17 protein-coding genes are annotated in these 23,172 nt (G+C 53.0%); 7 read left to right on the forward strand and 10 right to left on the reverse strand.

Annotated elements, in window-relative coordinates:
- Positions 1-34: 34 nt before the first annotated feature.
- The 5 genes from PGU50_RS09910 to PGU50_RS09930 form a co-directional block, all read right to left on the reverse strand.
- The gene (locus PGU50_RS09910) at positions 35-1,339 is read right to left on the reverse strand and encodes a hypothetical protein (RefSeq protein WP_270246836.1); all 1,305 of its coding nucleotides are present in this window, start codon (positions 1,337-1,339) and stop codon (positions 35-37) included.
- Positions 1,340-1,341: 2 nt separating this feature from the next.
- A complete protein-coding gene (locus tag PGU50_RS09915; protein WP_270246837.1) occupies positions 1,342-3,036 on the reverse strand; it encodes a hypothetical protein in 1,695 nt (564 codons plus the stop codon).
- Positions 3,037-3,113: 77 nt separating this feature from the next.
- On the reverse strand, positions 3,114-3,461 hold the full coding sequence (locus PGU50_RS09920) for a hypothetical protein (protein WP_227120562.1): 348 nt from the start codon (positions 3,459-3,461) through the stop codon (positions 3,114-3,116).
- Positions 3,458-4,447: a hypothetical protein gene (locus PGU50_RS09925; RefSeq protein ID WP_270246838.1), complete on the reverse strand. Its 990-nt coding sequence runs from the start codon at positions 4,445-4,447 to the stop codon at positions 3,458-3,460. Before PGU50_RS09925 ends, PGU50_RS09920 begins: the two co-directional genes overlap by 4 nt.
- Positions 4,448-4,745: 298 nt before the next feature.
- Positions 4,746-5,444, reverse strand: coding sequence for a hypothetical protein (locus tag PGU50_RS09930; RefSeq protein WP_270246839.1), 699 nt, complete (start codon positions 5,442-5,444; stop codon positions 4,746-4,748).
- 180 nt (positions 5,445-5,624) lie between these two features.
- On the opposite strand from PGU50_RS09930, the gene PGU50_RS09935 reads away from it, so the two are divergent.
- Together PGU50_RS09935 and PGU50_RS09940 are read left to right on the forward strand one after the other, a co-directional pair.
- Complete coding sequence (locus PGU50_RS09935; protein WP_270246841.1) at positions 5,625-6,527, forward strand: MuF-C-terminal domain-containing protein; 903 nt, start codon at positions 5,625-5,627, stop codon at positions 6,525-6,527.
- A 44-nt stretch (positions 6,528-6,571) separates the two neighbouring features.
- Positions 6,572-8,995: a zinc-ribbon domain-containing protein gene (locus tag PGU50_RS09940; RefSeq protein WP_270246842.1), complete on the forward strand. Its 2,424-nt coding sequence runs from the start codon at positions 6,572-6,574 to the stop codon at positions 8,993-8,995.
- Between the two features lie 62 nt (positions 8,996-9,057).
- Here the strand turns inward: PGU50_RS09940 and PGU50_RS09945 are convergent, their stop codons facing one another.
- Complete coding sequence (locus PGU50_RS09945; RefSeq protein WP_270246843.1) at positions 9,058-9,990, reverse strand: glycosyltransferase family 2 protein; 933 nt, start codon at positions 9,988-9,990, stop codon at positions 9,058-9,060.
- A 133-nt stretch (positions 9,991-10,123) separates the two neighbouring features.
- Between PGU50_RS09945 and PGU50_RS09950 the strand changes: the two genes are divergently transcribed.
- The 4 genes from PGU50_RS09950 (at position 10,124) to PGU50_RS09965 (ending at position 12,808) form a co-directional block, all read left to right on the forward strand.
- Entirely contained in the window at positions 10,124-10,513 is a 390-nt protein-coding gene (locus tag PGU50_RS09950; protein ID WP_147574954.1) for a hypothetical protein, read from the forward strand.
- An 83-nt stretch (positions 10,514-10,596) separates the two neighbouring features.
- Positions 10,597-11,052, forward strand: coding sequence for a hypothetical protein (locus PGU50_RS09955; protein WP_044998668.1), 456 nt, complete (start codon positions 10,597-10,599; stop codon positions 11,050-11,052).
- Positions 11,053-11,158: 106 nt separating this feature from the next.
- Positions 11,159-11,596 carry a zinc-ribbon domain-containing protein gene (locus PGU50_RS09960; protein ID WP_118219635.1) on the forward strand — a complete coding sequence of 146 codons (438 nt, stop codon included), beginning with the start codon at positions 11,159-11,161 and terminating at the stop codon, positions 11,594-11,596.
- Positions 11,597-11,602: 6 nt separating this feature from the next.
- Entirely contained in the window at positions 11,603-12,808 is a 1,206-nt protein-coding gene (locus PGU50_RS09965) for a hypothetical protein (RefSeq protein WP_270246844.1), read from the forward strand.
- 525 nt (positions 12,809-13,333) lie between these two features.
- Here PGU50_RS09965 and PGU50_RS09970 read toward each other — a convergent pair.
- From PGU50_RS09970 to PGU50_RS09985, 4 genes are all read right to left on the reverse strand, one after another.
- The gene (locus PGU50_RS09970; protein ID WP_270246845.1) at positions 13,334-14,572 is read right to left on the reverse strand and encodes a hypothetical protein; all 1,239 of its coding nucleotides are present in this window, start codon (positions 14,570-14,572) and stop codon (positions 13,334-13,336) included.
- A 13-nt stretch (positions 14,573-14,585) separates the two neighbouring features.
- On the reverse strand, positions 14,586-14,822 hold the full coding sequence (locus tag PGU50_RS09975) for a type II toxin-antitoxin system Phd/YefM family antitoxin (protein WP_270246847.1): 237 nt from the start codon (positions 14,820-14,822) through the stop codon (positions 14,586-14,588).
- 116 nt (positions 14,823-14,938) lie between these two features.
- Entirely contained in the window at positions 14,939-15,670 is a 732-nt protein-coding gene (locus PGU50_RS09980; RefSeq protein ID WP_270246848.1) for a class B sortase, read from the reverse strand.
- An 89-nt stretch (positions 15,671-15,759) separates the two neighbouring features.
- The gene (locus tag PGU50_RS09985) at positions 15,760-21,954 is read right to left on the reverse strand and encodes a SpaA isopeptide-forming pilin-related protein (protein WP_270246849.1); all 6,195 of its coding nucleotides are present in this window, start codon (positions 21,952-21,954) and stop codon (positions 15,760-15,762) included.
- Between the two features lie 353 nt (positions 21,955-22,307).
- On the opposite strand from PGU50_RS09985, the gene PGU50_RS09990 reads away from it, so the two are divergent.
- On the forward strand, positions 22,308-22,997 hold the full coding sequence (locus PGU50_RS09990) for a BspA family leucine-rich repeat surface protein (protein WP_270246850.1): 690 nt from the start codon (positions 22,308-22,310) through the stop codon (positions 22,995-22,997).
- The last annotated feature ends 175 nt before the right edge of the window (positions 22,998-23,172 follow it).

Genomic DNA, 23,172 nt, shown 5'->3' on the forward strand with positions numbered 1-23,172 from the left:
ACCGCATGTCTGATTGCACTAAATCGATGACACCCTAATGCTCAAGATTGTCCTTGGCGGGCGCGACCTGGCTTTGACCGTCCAGCTTCTCGGACGCATCGCGGGCAGATGCGGCTTTTGCACCGAGACCCTTGCCCTGTTCGCGCTCGGCATCCTTGCGCTCGAAGAAAGCCTCGCGGGCGGCCTTGTTCGCCTTGGACGCGGCGAAGGGGTTTACTTGAATGGTATGGGCTTCCTTAGATTCGTGGTTGTAGAAATTGACCTCGAGCTTGCCGTCCTTGAGCTGAGTGCTCGGAAGCCCGACATTGATCTGCTCACCGTTAGCTTTCTGCTCAGCAGCCTTGAAATACTGCTTCTCGGTGAGGAACACGGTCATATGGCCGGAGATGCCGTTCTGATCGCCGAGATCGATGCCGTTTGCGACAGAACCCGGCATGAAGCGGCAATCTGCCAGATACATCTGACGGTCGTCCTTCTCGATGACCTTGAGTTTGACCTGATTATTGAAGAACTTGAAGTTCGTCCAGGTCGTCTCTTCCTTGACATTGGTGTTCTTATTCTCGTTGGACATAGTAAGACTCCTTTCATTAGTCATGTCCTTGTTTACATCATCGGGAAACATCAGTTCATGGATCGGGACTCCAAGCTGGTCCTCGATGTCATGCCAGATGTCTTCCCGAAATGTCCCGATAGGGTAGCCGTAGAATTCCGAATCGATACATTCATTATCGTCTATGCAGGCATCGCCGAGTTCATTCCAAATCCTTTTTGCGGCGATTTCCTTTGTATCCGGTCCGTTCGCATCCGTGATGACGTAGCAGTTGTTGAAATTGACGATTTCGCCTTCAGCGAGGTCTTCGGCTGCGCAGGCATACGGGCCGAACCCTTCTCGAAATCCGCCGTTGCACTGGTCGACGAGACGTGAGGCGTATTCGATATTACCGTGTGCCGCCTGGTAGAAATCGCGCCAGCAAAGTGTTTCATATTCATCATGCGTATATTCGACGCGCAGGTAATCTGGATCGATTGCTCCGCTGTGGAGCTGGGATGCATAGCTAATCGCTGTGCGGAGCGAATCGAATTCGACATCGTCATGGGGACAGGCTCCATCGCCGTAACTGTAGACGATGAAAGGAGGATACGTATGGCTTGGTTGGCTTTGGATGACCATTGCGACGCCATTGGGAAGTTCAAAGCCGTAATAGTCGGTTGCCGTTTGAGTCGGGTCCGCCTCACCAATATCGATGACATGCTCGAAATTCATCCACCTGGGTAGATCATGACCGTATTCATCATGCTTGCCATCATAAGCGTTCGATATGGTTGAGTTTTCGTTCATGTTCAGTTCCTGCTTTCGTGTGTTCCTGGGAGTCCACGTTCATATACTTCCTTCGTTTTGAAACGATAGGATCGGTCTTGATAGGAGGATATCCGGTTTCCTTTTCCCTGCCTACACCCGCTGACGGAACGTGCTTTCTGCACCTTCGGCAGGCTTTCTTCGAGTTTCTTTGGAGAATAGTTATGGGTGAACTGCTCACCTTCGAACTGGACTGGGATTACGCCGCCCTTTATATATTTAAGCTTCATCCCGATATGGATAGGGGAGTTCTGGTTTTGGTCCTTGACGGCCTTATCGTACTGCCATTTTGCGAGATGCAGGGTAAATGAGCAGTTTCGCCCGGCGATTTCGGACGTCACATCGGCACGATAATCCGTTCTCGCCGTGTCTGGGTCGATGAATTTTGAAAGGTCGACCAGGTCCGGGAAGAAGTGAAAATTCACCCATTCGTTCCCGTTAAAGGATTGTTCCGTGGCACCGCGATACTCCTCGGGACTTTTGGGCAGTGGGTCGGTTTTTCGGACATTGATATCGGCGGCAAGGTCATCAAGTGCGACCATCTCGCCGTCGATTTCGACTCCATCTGGGTACCTGGCGGTTTTCAGGCCGAGACTGACCGGTTTACCGGTCTTTTTTTGAGCAACGGCGCGTGCGTACTGCCTCTCACTCAGCAGGATTTTAAATTTGCCACCTGGCTTGATTGAAGATTCCTCTCCGAGAGCGCAATCGGCACGATACCATGGCCTGTCGGTTTTCCTTGAGATACCTGTGAGGAGCCTTACGTTGTCGGGAGGAACTTCAAGGTTCGTCCAGACCGACTTCTCCGGTTGTGTGAGATGGCTTTTGGGCTCTCGAATGGAAGAGACTTCCATCTCGGTGACGGTAGGCTTTTCCTTGGAAACGTCTACATTTTGTTCTATCTCGATACGCTCTGGTTCTTCGGGAGCATCAATCCTGTCCAGATGGCAATTTTCGACTTTGCCTACGTTGTCGATCGCCGCACTGATATCTTCCAGGCTCGTACCGAGAGGGAAACCGTGGAAATACCCGGTGATATGCCCATTTCCGTCAGTCGGGACGCTATCGAGTTCGAAGCGCAAGATCTCCGCGCTGTTCAGACGGTTCTTCTGGCCGGCATCTCCGGTCATGATGTACTCGCTGCCGAACTCGGCAATGACTCCGTTGACTAGGTCTTCCCTTGCGCATCGGCGCGGGTCCATGCCGTCGCGGTCACCGGCTTGGCAATCGAAAAGGAGCTTGTTGGCATATTCCAGGTTGCCGTGAGCCGCATAGAATAGATCGCTCCATCCGGCGAAGCCGCCACCCGGCATGGCTTTAAATCCCGGCTCTTTGTACATGATGAAACTCGAATGCAGCTGGATGTCGGAGATGAAACCGGAACGGACGTCCTCACAGTAGCGCAGTGCCTCGTCGAGATCATCGAATAGGATATTCGATCTCCATTCCGTCTCGTAGTCGCTGAAAAAAGAATGGATGTTGTCGACCTCGCCGACAACAAGGAGATCTTCACGACGGGCGGACTGCTTGAGAAACATCTCCTTTTTTGTTTTCGGCACGGTGAAGCCGTACCAATCTACCAATTGCATTCCCGGTGCTTGGGTTTTCCGTTTGATGGCTTCATGCGGCTCAAGCCATGGATGGGATGCTGCTGTGTCCTGAAGCTTTTCCTGCCACATATTCCCTCCTTAGTAGAGTAGAAAACAATCCATCAGAGAGCGTTGCGAGCGGATCATAGGTGCCGAAGGCGCCGCATTTAACGCTCTTCGTAAGTCTTCTCGTTATTCGTCTCGCAATCGCCTCGCGCTACGGCACGATTGCCCTTCAACAGCCCACACATCTTGGAAAGGGACAAATCGCTTTTCCGATCGGTCTTGATCGTCTCGACGTACCGATTTCGCAAAATGAACTCGAGCGTCTTGCCCTGCGGAATACACTCGGTTCCATCGATAAGCCTCTGGGCATTGTCGACGACTTCACGGTATGCGTTCTCGTTCAGCATGGTCCCGAGCTTCGTTCCGAGTACGGCGGTAGCGATAATGTCCCGGCCGATATACGGGTCGACGATTGCCTTTGCGAGCCTGAGGTCACGTTCGCTGATCATTTTGCCTCGATCTGGGTCGGCTGCTCGATTCCCGGTTCACGTTGTTCAGTCTCAGCGATTTTGCTGCAGGCAGATTTGACGGTTTCGGCTTTATCGGAAAGTCTCGTGTGTTCACGGCAGGGCGCCCCGCCGTTGGAGACACCTTCGATCGGTCCGTTTTCGATAACGTCGATGATGTCTGACGAGCTGACGATTGAATTTGGATCATGGAACAGTTGGTCGAGATCGCCCATGAACTCATTGCTTTCCGGACGGCCCTCAAAGGAGAACTTTTCCGTCACGGCATGTGCATTGGAAAAATCAAGTTGGTGGAAGGTGAGTAGCTGGTTCACATATTCGCCTTCACGGTAGAAACCAGTATGGGCGAGCATGGCAAGGTGCTCGCGATTCTCATCGCAGCCAAAGTCGACGCCGCTCTTGAAATCATCCATGAACCACTCGGTGAAATCGGCAAGGTCCTCACCGGAAGTGGGACCGAGAGGAAGAAGCTCATATTCGGGTTCACCGATTTGTTTCGTTCCGGAGAAATTGACCTTTTGCACGACGAAAGCGGTGTCCTGTCCCTCGGCAAATTTAGAGATCAAACCGAAGATATGGTCGTTCTCTTCGGCATGGGCAAGCTGGTCCGGTTCGGGGACATCGGCCTTGATCTGATTCAGGTAGATAAAGTTCTCAAACGAGACATCATCGGCTTTTGGTCGGATTCGTCCCTGCAGATCGTCGATCTTATCCACGAGGCCGGAAAATGCTGAAAGGATATAGTCCGGCTTGGAATCGGGATTCCATTCATTGATTTCGAGAACGTCAGTCAATCCATATTTTTGTGCAAAAGAGTCCAGTTCATCAAGTTGTTCTTTAGTGAATCCCCATGAGTCCAGATCTTCAGGATCGTCGATAAAGACCATTCCCGCATAACTGTCTCGGACGTTCTCTGTAATAGCGTTCAGCATTTCTGGAAATTTCGATGGGTCTACTTTCGGAATCATTGTATGAGTCCTTTCTTTGAATACCTTTTGTAAGATTCTACCACTTCGCATTGAAGAAAATGACCCCGACCATGAAAAGAGATCGAGGTCGGCGATGGTATATGACGACTACGCGGATATTGGCATTTTTGCAAAGCGGGTGATGGATGCGCCCGGGATTGGGGAGCGGGCGCATTCATCGGAGGGAAGAAGATGTCCCTGCACGAGAAAGGGGATCAAACTCGTGCTCCTAACCATAATAGCAATTTCTCAGCCCGTTTTCGTGTGGACTTTTCAAATTCGCAAACGTTTGCGAATTTCACTTCCTCAATTTCTCGAAGAGACCTTTCAGTCTTCCGAGGATCCCATGCGGCTTCGTCGGCGTTTCGAAAACGGTATCTTCGGTCTGCTTTATTTGTCGGACGGCAGGGGCGTTATTTTTAGAGGAAGGACATCTGGAACTGAATGACCTTTTTTTCCTCAGTGTCTCTTCTTGCTTCTCGACGGCCGCTTCAGAGATTTTCCGAATTGTGAGGTCGATGTTATCCCATGAGGTCTCACCTGTCGGAACGCCCTTCACGGCATAGGCAGTAATCGCTGGAAGTGTTGTCTCCAGCCTTACGAGATCTGTTCCCTTATGGCGGAGCGGCTTATTGGATGGTTCGGCCTCGATATGCCAGCTACGCTTGAGAATCTTTTTAGCTGCAGGAGAGTAGAGCCATTCGCGACCGGCGAAACGCGTCGCATGACCGGTTCCTGTAATTCGTTCTGCCAGACTCTTTCTGGTATCCTCCGCATTTGCGATGTCATCTGTGATGGATATTTCCATGACCGGGAAATCCACGGTGGCATATTTCCGCACGTCCTCGATGGCTTTCGGATGACTGACGCGGAATTCGATGGCGACCCAGATCTCCGTATTGGCATGCGACAGCAGTGCGACCGCATCCGGAATGAGACCTTCAGGGCACATCGCGCCGCAATCGCGCTCTGTTTTGACATCCTCGATTTTAGTCATACAACCGGTACCGGGAATGAACGATTTGTATGTTTCGGGACTGAACTTTAGGACAGAAGAGCCGGGAACGGGAAGGACTGTCAGTTTGCCATACTTCTTGAATTCGAGTTTGCCGGCGTTCCGATAGCGTGACGTATGCGGGACGCTATCGATGAGAGACAGGTTGGGGAGGTAGAAATCATGGCCGATGAGCCCTTTGAGGACGGCTTTCGCCTCCAGATGGAGAAGGGACTCTGGATTCGACTCGACTGCGCACCGGCTGTTCGCCTCGTGGGCCAAATAGTGGATGCCTCTCTCCGGGTCGTCCTTCGACCATCGGACTGCCTTGAGCCGTTTCCCGCAATTCGGATCTCAAAATATGCCAAAGAGTGTCAAGAATATTTGCGCTTTGGAGATGATATTGATCTTGCGTCTTCAGGTGGACTGGATCGATTTTCCTATCTGAAAATTTGTGATACCCCGCAGGTTCTTTTGACTGCTGGGTTTAAACAGAAACCAATGCTGTACACGCAGAATCATTTGCGTGAAGCATTGAAACCAAAATCGAAAAATCATCCTCATCGCCATGGCTTTTCGATTTCCGAAATCAAGCGCTGGCCTGAGCTATTTAAGGCTCCAGTAATCTTGGCTGATAATCCATCCCGCGATGATGCACTGTTGGTAGTGCTTTGTGCGGTTGATGGCGACAAACTTCCGTTAATTGCGAGCATAAAGCCCGATGGTAAGGGACATTATGAAATGGATACTGTTGAAACCAATCTTGTCCTTACTGTTTTTGGCAAAGATAACTATATGAATTATTTCCAAGGGGCATTGACGCCAGACAAGATTGTCTACATAGACAAAAAGCAGGGTCAAAAACTTGAGCGTCTGGCCGAACGCCAATTGTTCGGGAACTACTCAAGCCTTGACCCTAATTGTATTATACATCAGCCTCAATGCATTTACAAGCTAAAAGAAATGGAGATCGTCGACAGGGCGAGGTCATTAACCAACAAAGTCCTTGAAACAAGGGACTCATGCGAATCGCTGGCTAGTCAGCGCAATGTTGTAGAGCATGATTCACATGAGGAGCGACTTTAGCGAATTAAGCAGCACTACGAGAACCGAAAAGAAGGATCCTCTAAATGGCAAAGCTAATCATCGGTCAAAATGACCTTGCGACAGTCAACCCAGATTTGGCATCGGAGTGGCATCCGACTAAGAACGGCTTGCTCTTGCCATCGCAGGTCGGCGCCGGAACTAAGAGAAAGGTATGGTGGAAGTGCCATCTCGGTCACGAGTGGGAGGCGTCGGTTTCCAGCAGGAATAAGGGAAGCGGCTGTCCTTATTGTGCGGGGCAGCGCGCTATCTCCGGCGTCAATGATCTTTCGACTGTAAATCCAGGCCTAGCCGCTGAATGGCATCCGAACAAAAATGGACCCTTGTATCCCAATCAGATCATGCCCAAAAGTAGCAGGAAAGTATGGTGGCTGGGAAAGTGCGGGCATGAGTGGGAGGCTACGATATCATCGAGAACGACCGGAAGTGGTTGTCCATACTGCAGCGGACATAAATTACTTTCCGGATACAATGACCTTGCTACAGTCGATTCCGACCTCGCCACGGAATGGCATTCCACGAGAAACGGCGACTTACATGCCGATCAGGTAACGGCCCATTGCGCCAAGAAGGTGTGGTGGATAGGTAAATGTGGTCATGAATGGGAGGCTACTGTCGCGAACCGAAAAAGTGGTAACGGCTGTCCATTCTGTTCGGGAAGGAAAATACTTAAGGGTTTTAACGATCTCGCGACGGTCAACTCCAAACTCGCCGCCGAGTGGCATCCCACGAAGAACGGCAATCTCTCGCCGACACAGATAACCGCCGGAACGTCGAAAAAAGTTTGGTGGATGTGTAGCGAAGGTCATGAATGGGAGGCGGCCGTATCGAGTAGATGCGGTGGTATTGGTTGTCCATATTGCTCTGGAAAACGCGCCATCGCCGGCATCAGTGATCTCGCAACGGTCAACCCAAAGCTTGCCGCCGAGTGGCATCCCACGAAGAACGGGGATTTATCTCCAGATCAAGTAACGGCAGGTAGCGGTAAAAAAGTATGGTGGGTTTGCTCTAAGTGCGGCAACGAATGGAAAGCCGTTATCAGCAATAGATCACAAGGGTCCAATTGCCCCCTTTGCTCGCATCCGCATGAAAAAAAGAGCGACAGGCAGTTTCTAGAGGAACTTGCTGCGAACAACTCGAAAATCGTTCCCCTTGAGCCTTATGTCGACAATAGGACGAAAATCCTGGTAAGGTGCGGAGAATGCGGATACAAATGGAAGGCTGCCCCGGGGGCAATCCTCGATAATCCCAACCGATGCCCACGTTGCTGGGAAAACAGGCGCGGCCTGTCACTTGTCAAATCGAATGAAGAATTCCTGGCGGAGCTTGCTGAGGTAAACCCATTTGTGACTCCGCTTGAACCGTACGTAAGATCCAAGTGGAAAATCCGGTGCCGTTGTGAGATTTGCGGACATGAATGGTTGGTAAGCCCGAATGAGCTCTTGCGTGGCAATGGGTGTCCGTGTTGCAATCATTCTCAAACGTCATACGTGGAGCAGTGCGTCTTTCTTGCCTTTCAGGCACGTTTGGAAGACGGCTCGGTTTTGTCACGAGATCGCGTTGCGATCGGTAGCGAGCTGGACGTGTATGTACCTGAGAAGTCGCTGGCGGTCGAATATGGAGCATGGCACTGGCATCGAAATCGTATCGATAGGGATAGGAAAAAGGCGGATATGTGCGAAAGCAGAGGTATCCGACTGATAGAGATCTACGACGCCTTTCCCGAGGATGAGGCCCGGCCCTATGGTATGGAGTGCTTGACTTTCCGCTCGCCGCTCAGTCTTACTCGGAATCGAAAGGAGCTTCATGCCCTGTTGAACCTGCTGCTAGAATGCGCTGATCTACCGGCTCTGTCTACCGACGAGTTTGCAAAGGTATCAGCCCAAGCGCACCGGCATTCTCGAAAAAAGACACCAGAAGACTTTATCGCTGAGTTGACGGCGGTGACGAACACGATTGAGGTGCTTGGGGAATACCGTGGGCGCGACTGCAAAATCAAGGTGAGGTGCAAAACGTGCGGCCATGAATGGAGTGCGAGTGCGGGCAACCTGCTGTCGGGGTATGGGTGTCCGAACTGCAAAGCCATAAATCACAGTCTGAGGTCCAGAAAGACGCACGAACAGTTTGTGCAGGAACTATCGCTTTCCAATCCGTCAGTCGAGGTGATCGGAAGGTATATAACCAATAAAAAGAAGGTTTTGGTTAGGGGTAAAAACTGCGGGCATGAGTGGCAAGCAAATCCTACGCACTTATTAAATGGAAGCGGTTGCCCGGTTTGTGCCGGCAGGTACCAGGGAGTCGTTGTCTGTCTTGAGACAGGGGAGGAGTATGAGAATTTCAGCCAAGCTGCAAAGTCAGTTGGGCTAAAGGGAAGTGCCGGCGTTAAAGATTCATGTATGAACCCAAATAGAACAGCTGGCGGTTATCATTGGGGGCTGAAGGAGAATTAACTTATTGGTCAAAGTTGAAAGCTAAAATTAAAAACAGAGCTAGCATCTTACATTGAGAAATATCACTCGTTCTCAGCTTGGCGGTATACTTGCAGCTCCCATTGCTTGCGCTCGACTTTTGCCACGGCATCTAGAATGAATCCAGTAGCCAGCGAAAGGGCGGCAATAAACATGAACGCCACGGCTAAGATGGCTGTCGGGAGTCTGGGCACGAGTCCGGTGGCAAGGTACTCACTCACTACAGGCATGCCGGCACATAGGCCTCCAATGCAGAACGCCAAAGCGACCAGCGAGAAGAACTTTAACGGGCGGTAGTCCTTGAACAGCGTGCCGATCATGGTAATTACTTTCAGCCCATCCCTTACGGTATTCAATTTAGAGACCGAGCCTTCGGGGCGGTCGCGGTAGTCAATCGGAATGTTCAGGATGCGCCAACGATGATCGACGGCGTGTATCGAGAGCTCGGTCTCGATTTGGAAGCCCTCGGAAAGGACGGGGAACGTCTTGATAAAGGACTTGGACATAGCCCGATACCCCGTCATGACATCTGGATAGGCATATCCGTAGATCCACTTAATCATGAAGCGAACCAAATCGTTTCCGAAGCCATGAAACGCGCGGGCGTTCTGCTGCGCATAGGCGCCGTTGGATAGACGGTCGCCCACGACCATATCGGCCTGTTTAGCAAGAATCGGCTCGCATAGGGCTTTAGCCGCCTCGGCCGGATAGGTATCGTCGCCGTCGACCATGAGGTAGCAGTCGGCATCGATATCGCGAAACATCTGTCTGCAGACGTTGCCCTTACCTTGACGGTGCTCGTGCCTGACTACAGCGCCGCTCTCGAAGGCGATTCTGGCAGTGCCGTCGGTCGAATTGTTGTCGTAAACGTAGACAGACGCCTCGGGTAGCTCGCGGCGGAAGTCTTCGACGACCCTCCCAATCGTCGGAGCTTCGTTGTAGCACGGGATGATTACTGCAATCTTGTCTCGACTCAATGCAGGCTTCCTTTCAATACAAACCTCCATATAAGGCTAACGTTGTTAATGTGACAGCGCAATAGTGCGATAGTACATTACCAATTATGCTATCATAATATCATCCGACCATCTCAAATAGAAAGTCACCACCATGCAAGTTCTTACTTCCGCGTTCTGCCGCGAGCTTTTCACGTCACTCGGTTTCGCTTACGACGATATACGCCACTGCGATCTCGATGCCCTCCAGGGCTATATCGCCATCGAGTGCGCCAGGTCTCACCGCGCCGGGATGACCCCGCACTTCATGACGCCACGTCGGAAGTCTGACAGTCTGTGCTGCAAAATGAAGCCGGAAGGCGGTCTTGAGAAGGCATATATCAAGATCGACTGTCTTGACCAGTGGAACGGTCGCGAGGCGATAAGCTTTAACTCTGACGGTTTCATCGGCTTCTGTGGATGGGCCGACACGCAGAATAGCCAACCGTTTCTCAATGCTTTTCGACGTTGGCTGACTGAATACATGTTGGAACGTTCGCGCTAATTTCAAGTGCCTAATTATGGTGTCGTAGTATTGTGATACAATTGCTTTCGACGATAAATAAAACCTGGCTGATAGGAGTGGCTATGGGCAAAAGGAAAGTGACCGATAAAGACATCCGTTCGATTGAGTTTGCAATTGATAGTGTGTTTATCGGTTCATCGGAAAAGGCCGCAAAGCAAGCTTTACATTCTTTGGTTGAACAGGCAGACGAGGCTGGGAAGCTCCAAAACGATCTGGACTCTCTGCGCCACGAGTTCAACACGCTTGAAGGCGAATATAAAAAGATATCCCGCCGCTTCAAAAATTTCCGTAGGCTCTGCCACGCGATGGCGCGTAGGGAGATTGTCGATGCGGACGGGAAGCCGATTATGTTCGGCGACATTCTGTATGGTGAGGACGGGCGTGCATGGACTGTTCTTGGACCGTATACCAAACGTTGGCTTTTTGTCAGCGGTGTGAATCTCGATGGCGAACCGGTCAAACAGCCTGTCATGGCTAAATGGATGACTCGTGTACCTCGCAAAGCAGAAGAGAAGTAGTGCGATCTCAAGCTGATAGGTCTAAAGAGTCGTCTTTTCCGGGCGACTCTTTTTTAAGCTCGATAACCGATGAGCTGTAGATAGGTTAAAGGGGAAGGTCAACTAAATGGCAAAGCTAATCGTCGGTCAAAATGACCTGGCGACAGTCAATCCGGATTTGGCAGCGGAGTGGCATCCGACGAAGAATAACTGCCTTCTACCGACACAGGTGACTGCCGGATCCAACCGAAAGGTCTGGTGGAAAGGAACGTGCGGGCATGAGTGGGAGGCGGTAATCGGAAATAGGAGCAGGGGAATTGGATGTCCCCATTGTTCAAAGAGACATGTCGTCGAAGGCGTTAACGACCTCGTCACGGTGAATCCAAGTCTGGCCGCCGAATGGCATCCCACGAAGAACGGTAGGCTGCACCCGATGCAGATTGCCGGAAAATCCAACAAGAAGGCGTGGTGGCTGGGGAAGTGCGGGCATGAGTGGGAGGCTGCCATATATTCAAGGGCGGCAGGGAAAGGCTGTCCCTATTGCCATGGTAAAAAGGAAAGGTAGTGCAAAATGAAAAAAGCGGCGCTCGGCACCAATGATCTCGGGATGCATATTGTCATCAGGCCTATTTCAAAAGATCTTCTCTCGAAAGACGAGACCGTTGGAATGGAAACCGGAAAGATCAACTCCCTCTTGACGGCACGGAGGCCGATAACTCTCGTTGATGCTATAACCGCGCTTCCTCCGTTACTGCCTTGCTCGGCTGATCCCATAACTGGCAGGCGGTTATACAGCGTCGACGAAATAATGTCCGGTTCATGTGATATACACTTTGGACCGTCTGTCCCTGAATTGCTCAGATATGAGACCGAGTTGAGCGCGAACACGGTCTTAAAATCAAGCATAGCTTCAGCACGAAGTGCAGCCAAGCAAATCCCTTGCAATAGTCAATGGCTTACGGACGGGCTCGGTAACGCAGATCCAGATTCTACTATGGTCGCGGTGGAGACCTTTGCCGATTGGAGCACGGTGCGTTCTGTCATCTTCTTGGTTGCCAAGCTTCTCGGTTTTCTTGCTGCCGGATCCGATACGCCGATGGAGGATACCGGTTTCACACACCGCCATATTGAGCGTTTTGATAAAACGCTCTGGTGCATTCCATTTGCATTTAATCCCTTTTTTTCATCGGGAAAAGGAAGCTGCAGGCTCTTAGCGAATAGGTTGACGGACTATCGTTCCTATCAGCAGTTAGTCGGTATTTTGACTCATCGGGAAAAGATCGGTGATTTTGGAACCGAGGATATCTATGCCGAGGTATTCGGGCCTGCCTCTTATGACGAGAGTGGAGCGACTTTTATCCTTACGTCTCCAACTTCTTCCGACAAATATATCGGCCTATTCGATGTGTGGAACGACAAGGCAGAAAGGAACTATCTGCTTTGTACTCAAGTTGGCTGTTCGCAACGAAGTGATGCGGAAAACATCATAAACGCGCTGATTGGCTCCGTCTCGAACCTCGCGGTTTCAGGCGGCCAGATAAACCTGGGATGGGAAGCTGACACATCTGCACGGTTTTCCGATCGTCCGGTGCCGCGTTTGAAACGCAATTCCCTGTTCGCAGAATTGCTGTATCGGATTGTCTACAGGGACTCTCTGAGGATCGGCATTTGTCGGAATTGCGGGGCACCGTTCCTTCAAAGTGGAATCGGATCCTTGAACGATGTCTGCTCGCAAGCGTGCCGGATGGCTCAACGCCGTAGAAAAGGATTGGCATAGGAATTGAGACTGCAGATACCGTTTCCGGGTTATCACGGAAGACAATGATTGGTTTTGCAGGAAAGTTTTTGGGAATTTTCAAAACTAACCGGTAGAAATATTGGTAGCAGCTATACTAAAGATGACGCGAAGGTGCGCTTAACGGTTTTGCAGAACCGGCGCCCTACGTGGATAGAAACAGGTTTTGAGGCTTTCACCTCGTCACTGAAGTCGTCCTTGCAGGGGCGGCTTCAGTCATTTAATAGGTCGAATTTAACGACCCAGAATGATCTGCACGGTCGTAAGCAGGAGAGCAACGACTAAAAGACGTAGCATGTCCATAGCGACCACCTCCCCGAAAACTCGGGTAGGGCTTCAGCGCACCCCGCGCCTTTGCTGATTGTATCAGGTATCATTTCGTCCTGCAAAAAAGACCCCGGATTAAACCCGAGGTCTTTCTTTTTACCGGTAAATTCTCACGGCTAGTGTCGTAATACTATGGTACAATCTATTTACCGAATGTAAGAGGAGAGGAACATATGTCCATCATTCCCAGTGACCGGCAACATCGACGACCCAATGCTGCCCCGTAGCCTTCTGTTCATAATGTCCCTGGTCCTCAGAGGTAGTATACGAATCATTGATATATGCTCCATGGTCTTGACCTTGTTCCCACATTGCGTCACTATGAGCTGACCAAGCGGCTATAGAATCGAAAGATGCACCGCATGCACTACAAATGTAACGTTCATGACGCGTATATACCACATTCGGCACCCAGACCTGGCTGTAATCAGTCTCCCAGTGGCCCTGCTCGGCAACCCACTTCTTCTGGCTACCGCCGTTGGAAGAGGAATTGTTGCTGCCAGAGCCCTGCGAATTGCCGGAATTCTGCTTGGACTGGGAGGAATCGCCCTTGCTGTCCGACTTCGAGGAATCGGAAGACTTGTTATCCTCCTTCTTGGAGTCATCGGACTTCTGGTCCTTGTCGTCGGATTCTTTCTTCTCCTCGGACTTGGTTCCAGTCGAGATAGGGGTTCCGTCCGGTTTCTTCACGGTACCGGCATTCTGGTCATAACCCTGGTCATGCACGCCATCGGTGGACCAGATGTCATCGGCGATCACATGTCCGCCGGATCCGTTGATGATGTCGACTGTTGATCCTCCGGCCGGTGCCTTTGTGACATCGTATGCGACGGCGACCTTGATGTTGCCGTCCTTGTCAGTGGTAACCCACGTCACATCGACGGCACTGACGCCCTTGATTTTCTTTCCGTTGAGTACGGCAGCGAGGGCGGCGGAACGTCGGGCAGTCGAATCGACCATCTTGGCTGCATCGTCCTCGGAAACCTGGGTCACGAGGACGCGGCCGCTTTTGGCATCGACCCGTACCTGGTCAGAAGCGATCGACAGATCGGCATCGTCCAGCTTGAGCGTCGAGCATAGCTTGGCGATATCGGAAGTCGATAGGTTGTCCGTCTTTTCCTCAGAGTTGTCCTTGACCGGTGCGACGGTTTGCTCCTGCTCGGCCGGCTGAGTGTTCGCTGTCTTATGGGAACTCAACGCGAATGCGCCGATACCGAGACCGGCGATGAGCACGACGCCTGCGGCGATCGCGATGATCTTCTTGCGCCCGCCTCGGTCACCGGTCGGCGTATCCTCATACATCGGAAGTTCCTCGGTGAGGCCGGCATCGTTCTCGTCGGCGGTGGGGATGGGGTTTGTCGGTTTCATATCGCCGCTATCGTAAACGGGCGGCTCGTTGTTCATGTTCATATCATCCATTTGCATATCCTCCTTATGCTGTCTTTGGTGCTTCATCCTGGATGGATGAATTCGGGAGCGGTGCGATCTGGACGATCGGCTTGCTTCCCTTCAGGACGACGACCGTTTTACCAGTCGTCGCGACGTCTTTTGCGATGCGGGAGAAGTCCCGTTTGACTTGCGAGATTCCAAGCATCGGTGGAATATCGTTGTCCATTGTATCGCCTTCTAAAACTGAGCCTTTACTTATATCTACAGTTCCTATACCCAATAGCGCTGTTTTTAACTTCCTTTTTTGAGTTATTTCTAGCTCAAGTGGAAGGAATAGCTCTATTCGTGCATGTAGTATTATACCACTTCTGTACTGTGGTACAAGTGTCAAAGGCCTTACTGAACAAAAATAAGAAGCGTTCTAGCTCGACCGCCCGCATTCATCGAAGAGCAGGTGACGAGTGTGATTGCGCGGGTTGCGTTTGCAATCGTGGCGTCGCAGTCATCGCTGACGGCAGTCGCATCTTTTTTCATATCCGAAAGCCACGACCGTACTTCCTCTGCGGAAGAGAAATCGAACGTCTGGATTGGCTGGTATTTCTTGTCGACTGACATCGCCATGACCGGCTTGAGTATCTGCCGTCCTTTATCGGGAGTGAACCAATACATCTCGCCGATCTTGTCGAATTCCGCTTGCCTATAGGTCGCGAAAATAGGGGAGAAGATCTGCCCGGTAAACCCCATGTGGTGTCCGTATACGAGTGCGTGCGGTCCGTCTGCCGTACACCTTGCGTCCAGGTATGGGCAACCGGCGAATGACGGGTTACGGTCGAAATCGTGTCTCAGATAGAAGTCCGCGGGGTCTCCCTTACGTGTATTTACGACGGGAAGGTCGATAGCTGTTCCCTCGACCCTGAGCCACGCCGCGATATCCTGATTACGGCTGCGGAGCATGGACCAGTCGATTCCGTCTGCCGTCTGACCCTCAGCGGCCTTTGCGAGGCTATCGTATTCCCAGCCTTCTTTAACCGTCTCTCCTCCGAGCAGAAGGGCTGCAACCGCGGATAGGATGCAGATGCCGAGCAGCATCCCGTTAACGATCCTGCTTATCCTTTTTCTTTTCGTCATATTCAGTTCCTTTCCTTTTTAGTGAAAAAGGGGCCATCGGGTTACCCCGAATAGCCCCTTCAGTAGGCGATGGAAGTCCCTCTTAAAGATTACTCCATCATATCGTCGGCGTCATCGATTTGATGGCGCTTGCGGTAGATATACGTACCGCCCGCACCGGCGGCGACGGCAGCCGCGATTGCGGCGCCGATCAGGATGTTGCGGCCGGTTTGAGCCATCGAGGACTTGTCGCTAGTGACGGTGACGGTCTGGTTCGCGTCGTCGATGTCCTTGTGCTCGGCAACGGTCTTGTCGACGGTTGTCTTCTCGCCGGTCTCCCTGTCGGTTTCCGTTTCCTTGGTGGTCAGCGTCTCGAATGCCACGAGATCGTGACCGTCCAGATGTGTCGTATCGACGGTGAACTTGACCTCGACGGTACCGTCCTTCTCCTCCGGAGTGAAGGTGACGCTCGAGCTGAGTGGGTTACCGTCCCCATCGGAGAGGGGAGCGCCGGTGGTCTTATCCATAAGCGTACCGGTGACGGTATGCTCGACACCCGCCTCGATATTCGTGTAGGAGACGGTATCGGTGAGCTCGACCTTCTCGCCAACCTTGACGGCGTGCTTGCCGTCTTCGCCGGTGAGTGTGGTGCCGATGATGGCGGAATCGGACTTCGGGGTCTGCTTCACCTTGTCATCGTCATGGTCCTCGAGCTGGTCCTCGCCACCGCCGTTGCGGTAGAGGTCGACCTTGGCGTAATTCTCCAAGGAGTCGCCATCGCGGTAATCGTCGGTGACCTTCATATGGACGATGGCCGGTGCATAGTCACCGGAAACGCCCTCGCTGATCTTGAATTGACCGGCGGCGAGATCGACCTTGGTCTCCTTGCCGTCCTTATCGGTCATCTTCGCGGTGGCGGACCCATCCTTGTTCAGGGTGAAGGAATAGACGGCATCCCCGTCCTTGCAGGTATAGGTGCCATCCTTCTGCTTGATCTTACCGCCGAGACCGTTATTGCCGAATGCCGTAAACTTGCCGGAGTCGTCGAGGTCGACGAGGATGGAGACCCCATCGGAGTACGAACCGTTGCCCTTGGCGGTCTCGGTTGCGTCGTTCACGTCGTCATGGGAGTCCTTGATGCCGTCACGGTCCCAATCGTCCTCACGCGTGGTGAAGCCGGATTCGACGCGCCCGTACTCGAAACGGATCGCAGTGACGTGCTCGCCCTCGGCAAGCTCGAGGTCGGACACCTTAAGGTCATCGGCCTCGGTGGTGGACACGTCGGCTTTCCAAAGCTTCCAGCCGGTGTAATCAATCTTGCGGCCGTCTTCGCCAAGGGTTTCGGAATTGGACTCGTCGGTGAGCCACGGGTTGCCGTGTCCGTCGGAAAGGGTCTGGTTGGCACCGGATTCGTCGGAGTAATCGGATGGTGTCTGATCGGTCTTGTACCAGACGTTCATCTTGCCGTCGAAGTCCTTGTACGCCTGCGGGGTCGTGATCGAATCGAGGGTGGCCTTACCGGTCATGACTCCGTGAAGGTCGTCCTCGACGGTGAACTCATCCGTCCAGGTATTAGAGGTGGAGCGGAAATCGAGGGTGTAATCATAGCTTCCGTCATCTGACGTGCTGGTATCGGCGTTGTTCTCGCCGTCCCCGTTAGCCTCCGTATACGGATGTGTGGGGTCTGCGATCTCCTGGCGCTTGTCGATCTCGCCCTTGATGGAGATCGGTTTGTCGTACATGACGGCGGTCTGGATCTCGCCGGTCTTCTCCACGGTGAAATCGATGGACTCCGCCACATCATAGGTATGCGGCGTGCGCTCTTCGGTGAGAGTGTACTTGCCGGGCGCGAGGGCATTGATCACATGGTCCTCCGTGGTGGAAGTCCACGAATCGATGACCTTGCCATCGGAATCCTTGAGCGTGAGCTTCGCGCCCTCGATTTCGGCCTCATTCGTGATATCGCGCTTGGAGACATGCAGCTTGGTGTAGTCGTCCGTGACATCGATCGTGTACTCGGTCACGCCCTCGGTCATGCCGTCGGAATCGACTGTGAAGGCGAAAACGTTCGGGTTCTCGATATAGCCGGCGGGAGCCTCGGTCTCGACCATGCGGTAGGAACCGGTGGTGAGGTGCTTCACGTCGAACTCGCCCTTCGCGTCCGTGGTGCGCTCGGTGAACTTCTTGCCGTCTTTGAGGAGGACGGGCTCGGCTTTGACCTTGCCATCGGAGATGGATGCGTAGGCGATCTCGCCGTTCTTGACGGAAATCTTTCCAACCGCGCCGCCATCGACGAAGACGGTGTATTTGCCGGAGGCAAGGGTCTTGTCGGTGGTGTATGCCTTGCGGGCGGCATCCCACATCAGATTCACATTCGGCACCGAATCACCGGTCTCGCTGAGTTCAGTGGAAGTTCCGAAGATATGGTTCTTGATGGCGACGGTATAGGACTTACCCTTGTCTACAGAAATCGTGGCGTCGGAAAGCTTCACTTCATCGTCGCCCTTCTTAGCCACGACGGTGTAGTCACCGGCCTCGACAGCCGTGTCGCTTCCGACCTCGATCTCCCTGCCGTCCTTGTCCTTCAGGACAATCGAATATTCATTCGAATTGACCGTGACGGTGGAAGAGGAGACATTCTGCTTGACGGAGACCTCTTTGCCCTCATCGGCACGGATTGCGACGGAAGTTCCGGTCTGGAAGGTCTCCTGGTCATCGATGTTCCAAATGTCGAACTTGGCGCCGGCGAGGACATCATCGGTACCGAGAATAGTCTTGTTGACCTTTACCTTGGTCGGCTTGTCCTTCTGCTCTACGGAAGCGGTCACGAGATCGGTCTTGTCGTCCTTATAGGAAAGGGTGAACTCGACCGGGGTCGTATCGAGCACATGACCCTTCGGAGCCTTGGTCTCGATGAAGGCATAGGTTGCGGAACCGGAACCGAGATAGAGTTTCTTGGTGGTGGCGGTTCCATCGTCACCGGTGGTCACATGGTCGACAACCTGTCCCTTGGACGCACGCACGGTGCCATCCGGGGAGACGACATCCTCCTGCGCGACGACATCGTACTCTGCATCTTTGAGATTCTTGCCGTCATCAGCGCAGGACTTGGTGATGGTCGCCTGCCCCATAGCCTGCCTGTCGAAGACCTTTACGACGGTGATGGGAGAGGCGTCTTTGTAATCCTTGGAGACCTCGAAGCCGACCGTCTCGCTGTTGAGCAGATACGGGGCGGAGGTGGTGATTTCCTTGACGGCGTACTTGCCGGACTTCAGCTTTCCGGGCATGGAAACTTGACCGTTCGCGTCGGTGGTGAACGTGTCAACCTTGGCGTTCACGTCATACGGGTCGTCAAACGATACGACCTTGCCGTCAGCATCGAGGATCTGGAACTTGAAGCCGGAGAGCAGAACCGTGTTGCCAGTCTCCGCGTCGCATTTAACGATCTGGAGTCGGCTCGTCAACGTCTTGTCGATCACGGAGTAGTACTTCGTGCTCTGGTTGACCTCTTCATCTGCCGAGATAGTCCAGTCATCGACATGGTCGTAACCCTCGGGCACCGTGGAATCCACCTCGTGGATCGTGTAGCCCTTCTGATCGATCGGCAGCGCGCCGTCGATGCCGGCATTACGCTTGCCCTCGCCGAACCACGGACGGGTTGCATCATCCGTCTTGTCCTCGGAGATGGAAGTCTCGTCACAGGTATCGGCATCCTTGGTGGAGGCGAATCCGCTCTCGTTGGTCGTCAGCGTGCCGACGACTTTGCCGGTGGAGTTCGAGATGATCTGGAACTGCACGCCGACGGCGGGCTTGCCATGGCCGTTGTCGGACACCCAGCTGTCGTCCTCGCCGCCCATGGTCTTGGCAATTTCGACATCGAACGCCTGCGGGTTCTCGGCGAAATCATTTTCAGGTTCAAGCTCAAAAACACCAGAAGCAGTCATTTGTGAGCTTGAAATAGTATAGGTATGAACTGTTGTGTCGAGCTTATATCCGGAAGGTGCTTTGGTTTCGATAACCTGAATTTCGCCGAACGGAACATTGATGACTTCTCCTTGACCGTTCACGTCAGTCTTTAAAGTCGCTTCCCAGCCAGGAGTGGAGAGCGACGTGATCTTGTACTCGGCACCTTCAAGGGAAAGACTTGTCTGGGCGGTACCGGACGTTGCCGAGTCTTTCTTGTTGACTGAGATGCGCACCGTGCCAGGGTCGTCCTTGAGCTGCTGTTCCCCGGCGCTGTTACCGGTCGAGAAATCGATATGTCCCTCGTGCTTCTGGAAACCCTGCGGGGCCTTAGTCTCGACGGCGTAATAGTTCTCGTTCGGGTCGAGCTGGTAGCTGGCATGGCCGTTACCGTCCATGGTGATATGGGCGACCAGCGCGTTGTCGCGGGTGCGGTAGATATCGAACTCGGCGCCCGCATAGGAGTACTCGCTGTTGCCGTTCGTCACCTTGGCATCGGCGGAAATCTTACTGAAGGTCACGTTGACCTTGTTGAGCTGCCAGTTGACCTTGAAGAAGCCGGCACCTGCCTGCGTGAAGGTGGTCGGGACAGTGACGCCCACGACGGCCTCGTTGCCGTACACGGCGGCGACACGGACGGTCTGGCCGTAATCGTCATCGGTGTACTTCGGCTGGTTGTAGCCGTTCTGGAGCTGGCCGGACGGATTGACGCCGACATGACCGCAAGTCAGGTTGAGGTTTGCGGCGTTGGGGATCTCCACGCCGGAGGACGTGGTCTGCGCGTTGATTGTGCAGGTGCGCTCGATGGAGTAGTTGCCGGACTGCAGGGCGGAGACATCCACGCCCTGGGTGCCGAGCGCCTGGTAGATGGTCTTCGCCTCGTAGCGGCCGCTGGACGGGTTCTCGACTGCCGGCATGGTATGGCCGCCGGCCGCGGTACCGGTGTACTTGTTGTGGCCGGCGGTGTGGAAGGTCATGCCGACATATGGTGCCGTATTGAACTTCCAGGTGCCGATGTTGTTCACGTTACCGGCGAATGCCTTGGTGGCGATAGAGGTGAGGAAGTTGCCGACAGTCTTGCCGGTATCGTTCGTCAGCTTGACCTTGACGGTGCGAACACCGGCCGGAGCGAGTTTGAGATCGAGCGTACCGGTGCCCTCATCGTAGGACCACATGTCCATATCGCGGGTGTACTCGATGCCGTTCGCGATGACGGAATCGATCGAGCTGTCTTTCAGCGACTCGCGGGCAGTTTTGTCCTTGGCGAGAACGATCTTCGTGTCGGTGGCGAGGATATCGACCTTGGCGGTTCCGTTCTCGGCGACATCCCCGTCCACACCGTCCTCGGAGATCTTGACGCTGATGCTGTTCTCTGCACCCTTGTCCGCAGTTGCATAGAGCAGCTGGATACGGGAGGAAGCGACCTTGAGCTCGCCCTTCTTGTTTTTCTCGGTATACTTCTTCGGCACATAGATGAGACCGGTGGCATCGTCGAACACGAAGCCGTCGCGCATCTTGGCGTCGGCGTTGTTCTCGGACGCACCCCAATCGGCAAGGGTGGCACCGGAGATGCGGGAGCCGGCGTAGCCGACATAGTAGTCGGAATCCTCGTTGAGGTCATAGAGAATCGCATGGCTCACTGCGTTTGCTCGCAGCGCGTCTGCATGGTCCGACATGCCATCGCCGTCATCGTCGGCCCAGAGGTTATCGAGAGAGGCGTTCGGGAGGATATTGGAGTCGACGACCGTGGTGGTCACGGTGAGTACATCCTTCTTCTCCAGCTTGTCGCCGAGCCCGACGTACTTGGAATCGGCGTTCTCCTTGATATAGGTCTTCTCGTCGATAGCCTTGTTGGCCTTACCCTCCTTGACCTTCACGGCCTTGAGGATGGAGGAGCCGTTCGAACCGTTCTCATAGAACATGGTGGAAACGGTGGCGCTGCCGGTCACCTTGAAGGTGCCGATCCCGTCCTTGAGCGAGACGGCGGAGGCATCGTTATCGGAGTTATTGAAGACGGAGAGGCTGTCGGCGAAATACCCGTCGGCGGGAGAGGCCTTGATTGCGACCGCCTCGCCGACATTCACCGTAATGGTCTTGGTGTCGTCGTCCCTGCCGACAAACGACAGGCTGCCGTTCTCAGTATCGGTGAGGGTGACGGTTGCCGTCTTCGCTGAAGTTTCTGCGTAGGCCGTACTCGGCGCGAATGCGGCTCCGAAGCTGCCCAGGCATTGCGACAAAACGAGCACGGTACCTGCGGCAACGGTCGCAGCGCGGCGACTGACGGCCTTGATCTTGTTAAACATGCCTCCTCCTTTCTTTTGCTTGTTGTCTGTTTCGTTCATGTCTTGCATCATTCCTTTCCTTTTCCGGCTGCAACTCTTGCAGCGTATTCAAGAGGATCGATTTGATATTTTACCAATTTCCGCATTGCGGTGCCTTTGCAAATAGCCAGCTTCACGTGCCGTTTCAACAATCGCATACCTCTTGTCAAACAACCACGTTTCAACCTGGGGAGTTGCAAACAGGAAAGCCCGGTCTTTTATGGTGGGACTGAATGTAAGGATAGATTTAAGCCAGTGGTATGGCTTGTCCATATCGTTCATCTGAAACAATTTCGACCATAGATTCCGCGGTTTTAAGACCTTCTCGTTTGTTAGGCAATCATATTGCCGTAGGCCGAGAGAAAGGAATCGAAATGGCTGACAGGCAATTTGCCGTATACTCCGTAGACGATGAATCACTTACCTTTTATCGTTATGGGCACATTCCTATGGTGGGAACAGAATTTGCTGGAAAGCATGTAACGAAGGTCTTCGAAAATTTTAGCGATCATTGCTGGACAACTGACGCGATCGCCAATCGCGTTACCGGTGTTTCCGTTGCAGATGGCGGGATAAAACCGAGAAAACTCTGCCATTGGTTCAACCGGTTTGAAAATCTCCGTGCAGCCGATCTGGAGAAACTGGATACGACATACACGACTGCAGCTCAGGGTCTTTTCGAAAGCTGCGGTAACCTTGAGCAGGTCAGGATGCCGCGCTTCGGAATGCCGTTGGTGACTGATACGAGTCGAATGTTCTATGGTTGCAAATCGCTAGAACGGCTCGGCATGGATGGTTATGATCTCTACGGTGCTGTTGACTTGCATGAGATGTTTTACGGATGCGAAAGGCTAAGAAAAATTGGAGCCGAAACATGGAATATTTCGCGGGCGGTCGATTTGAATAGGATGTTCTATGGCTGCATGAACCTATCCGAAGATCTGAGTTCTTGGGCTCTTGAAAATTGGAGGGAAAACGCTCGCTTTAGTGCAGGAGCGCCAGGTGTAATCAACCCGGATTGGGACTATGCCTTTGTCTGTCGATTTCCCGGACGCCCAATTTGAAATTCAAGGAAGCAGCGGCGCGGTAGCCTACCTCGGCGAAAACTGATGTTATTGTAGAACGGAACGTCAAACAAGATAATTAGATAAAGACAGCAAACAGGGCTATCGCCGTACTGACGGTAGCCCTGTTAACTCTAAAAGAAAACAACCAGGCAAATACCCGGTGGCCGATTCA

Origin of the sequence: Coprococcus sp. AM11-30B, assembly GCF_027674365.1 — a bacterium.
GTDB lineage: Bacteria > Bacillota > Clostridia > Lachnospirales > Lachnospiraceae > Allocoprococcus > Allocoprococcus comes.

Excerpts from the sequence above, each read along its gene's own strand:
- PGU50_RS09910 (WP_270246836.1), bottom strand. The coding sequence starts at position 1,339 with ATGAACGAAAACTCAACCATATCGAACGCTTATGATGGCAAGCATGAT.
- PGU50_RS09915 (WP_270246837.1), bottom strand. The coding sequence starts at position 3,036 with ATGTGGCAGGAAAAGCTTCAGGACACAGCAGCATCCCATCCATGGCTT.
- PGU50_RS09920 (WP_227120562.1), bottom strand. The coding sequence starts at position 3,461 with ATGATCAGCGAACGTGACCTCAGGCTCGCAAAGGCAATCGTCGACCCG.
- PGU50_RS09925 (WP_270246838.1), bottom strand. The coding sequence starts at position 4,447 with ATGATTCCGAAAGTAGACCCATCGAAATTTCCAGAAATGCTGAACGCT.
- PGU50_RS09930 (WP_270246839.1), bottom strand. The coding sequence starts at position 5,444 with ATGACTAAAATCGAGGATGTCAAAACAGAGCGCGATTGCGGCGCGATG.
- PGU50_RS09935 (WP_270246841.1), top strand. The coding sequence starts at position 5,625 with ATGGCCGATGAGCCCTTTGAGGACGGCTTTCGCCTCCAGATGGAGAAG.
- PGU50_RS09940 (WP_270246842.1), top strand. The coding sequence starts at position 6,572 with ATGGCAAAGCTAATCATCGGTCAAAATGACCTTGCGACAGTCAACCCA.
- PGU50_RS09950 (WP_147574954.1), top strand. The coding sequence starts at position 10,124 with ATGCAAGTTCTTACTTCCGCGTTCTGCCGCGAGCTTTTCACGTCACTC.
- PGU50_RS09955 (WP_044998668.1), top strand. The coding sequence starts at position 10,597 with ATGGGCAAAAGGAAAGTGACCGATAAAGACATCCGTTCGATTGAGTTT.
- PGU50_RS09960 (WP_118219635.1), top strand. The coding sequence starts at position 11,159 with ATGGCAAAGCTAATCGTCGGTCAAAATGACCTGGCGACAGTCAATCCG.
- PGU50_RS09965 (WP_270246844.1), top strand. The coding sequence starts at position 11,603 with ATGAAAAAAGCGGCGCTCGGCACCAATGATCTCGGGATGCATATTGTC.
- PGU50_RS09970 (WP_270246845.1), bottom strand. The coding sequence starts at position 14,572 with ATGGATGATATGAACATGAACAACGAGCCGCCCGTTTACGATAGCGGC.
- PGU50_RS09980 (WP_270246848.1), bottom strand. The coding sequence starts at position 15,670 with ATGACGAAAAGAAAAAGGATAAGCAGGATCGTTAACGGGATGCTGCTC.
- PGU50_RS09985 (WP_270246849.1), bottom strand. The coding sequence starts at position 21,954 with ATGAACGAAACAGACAACAAGCAAAAGAAAGGAGGAGGCATGTTTAAC.
- PGU50_RS09990 (WP_270246850.1), top strand. The coding sequence starts at position 22,308 with ATGGCTGACAGGCAATTTGCCGTATACTCCGTAGACGATGAATCACTT.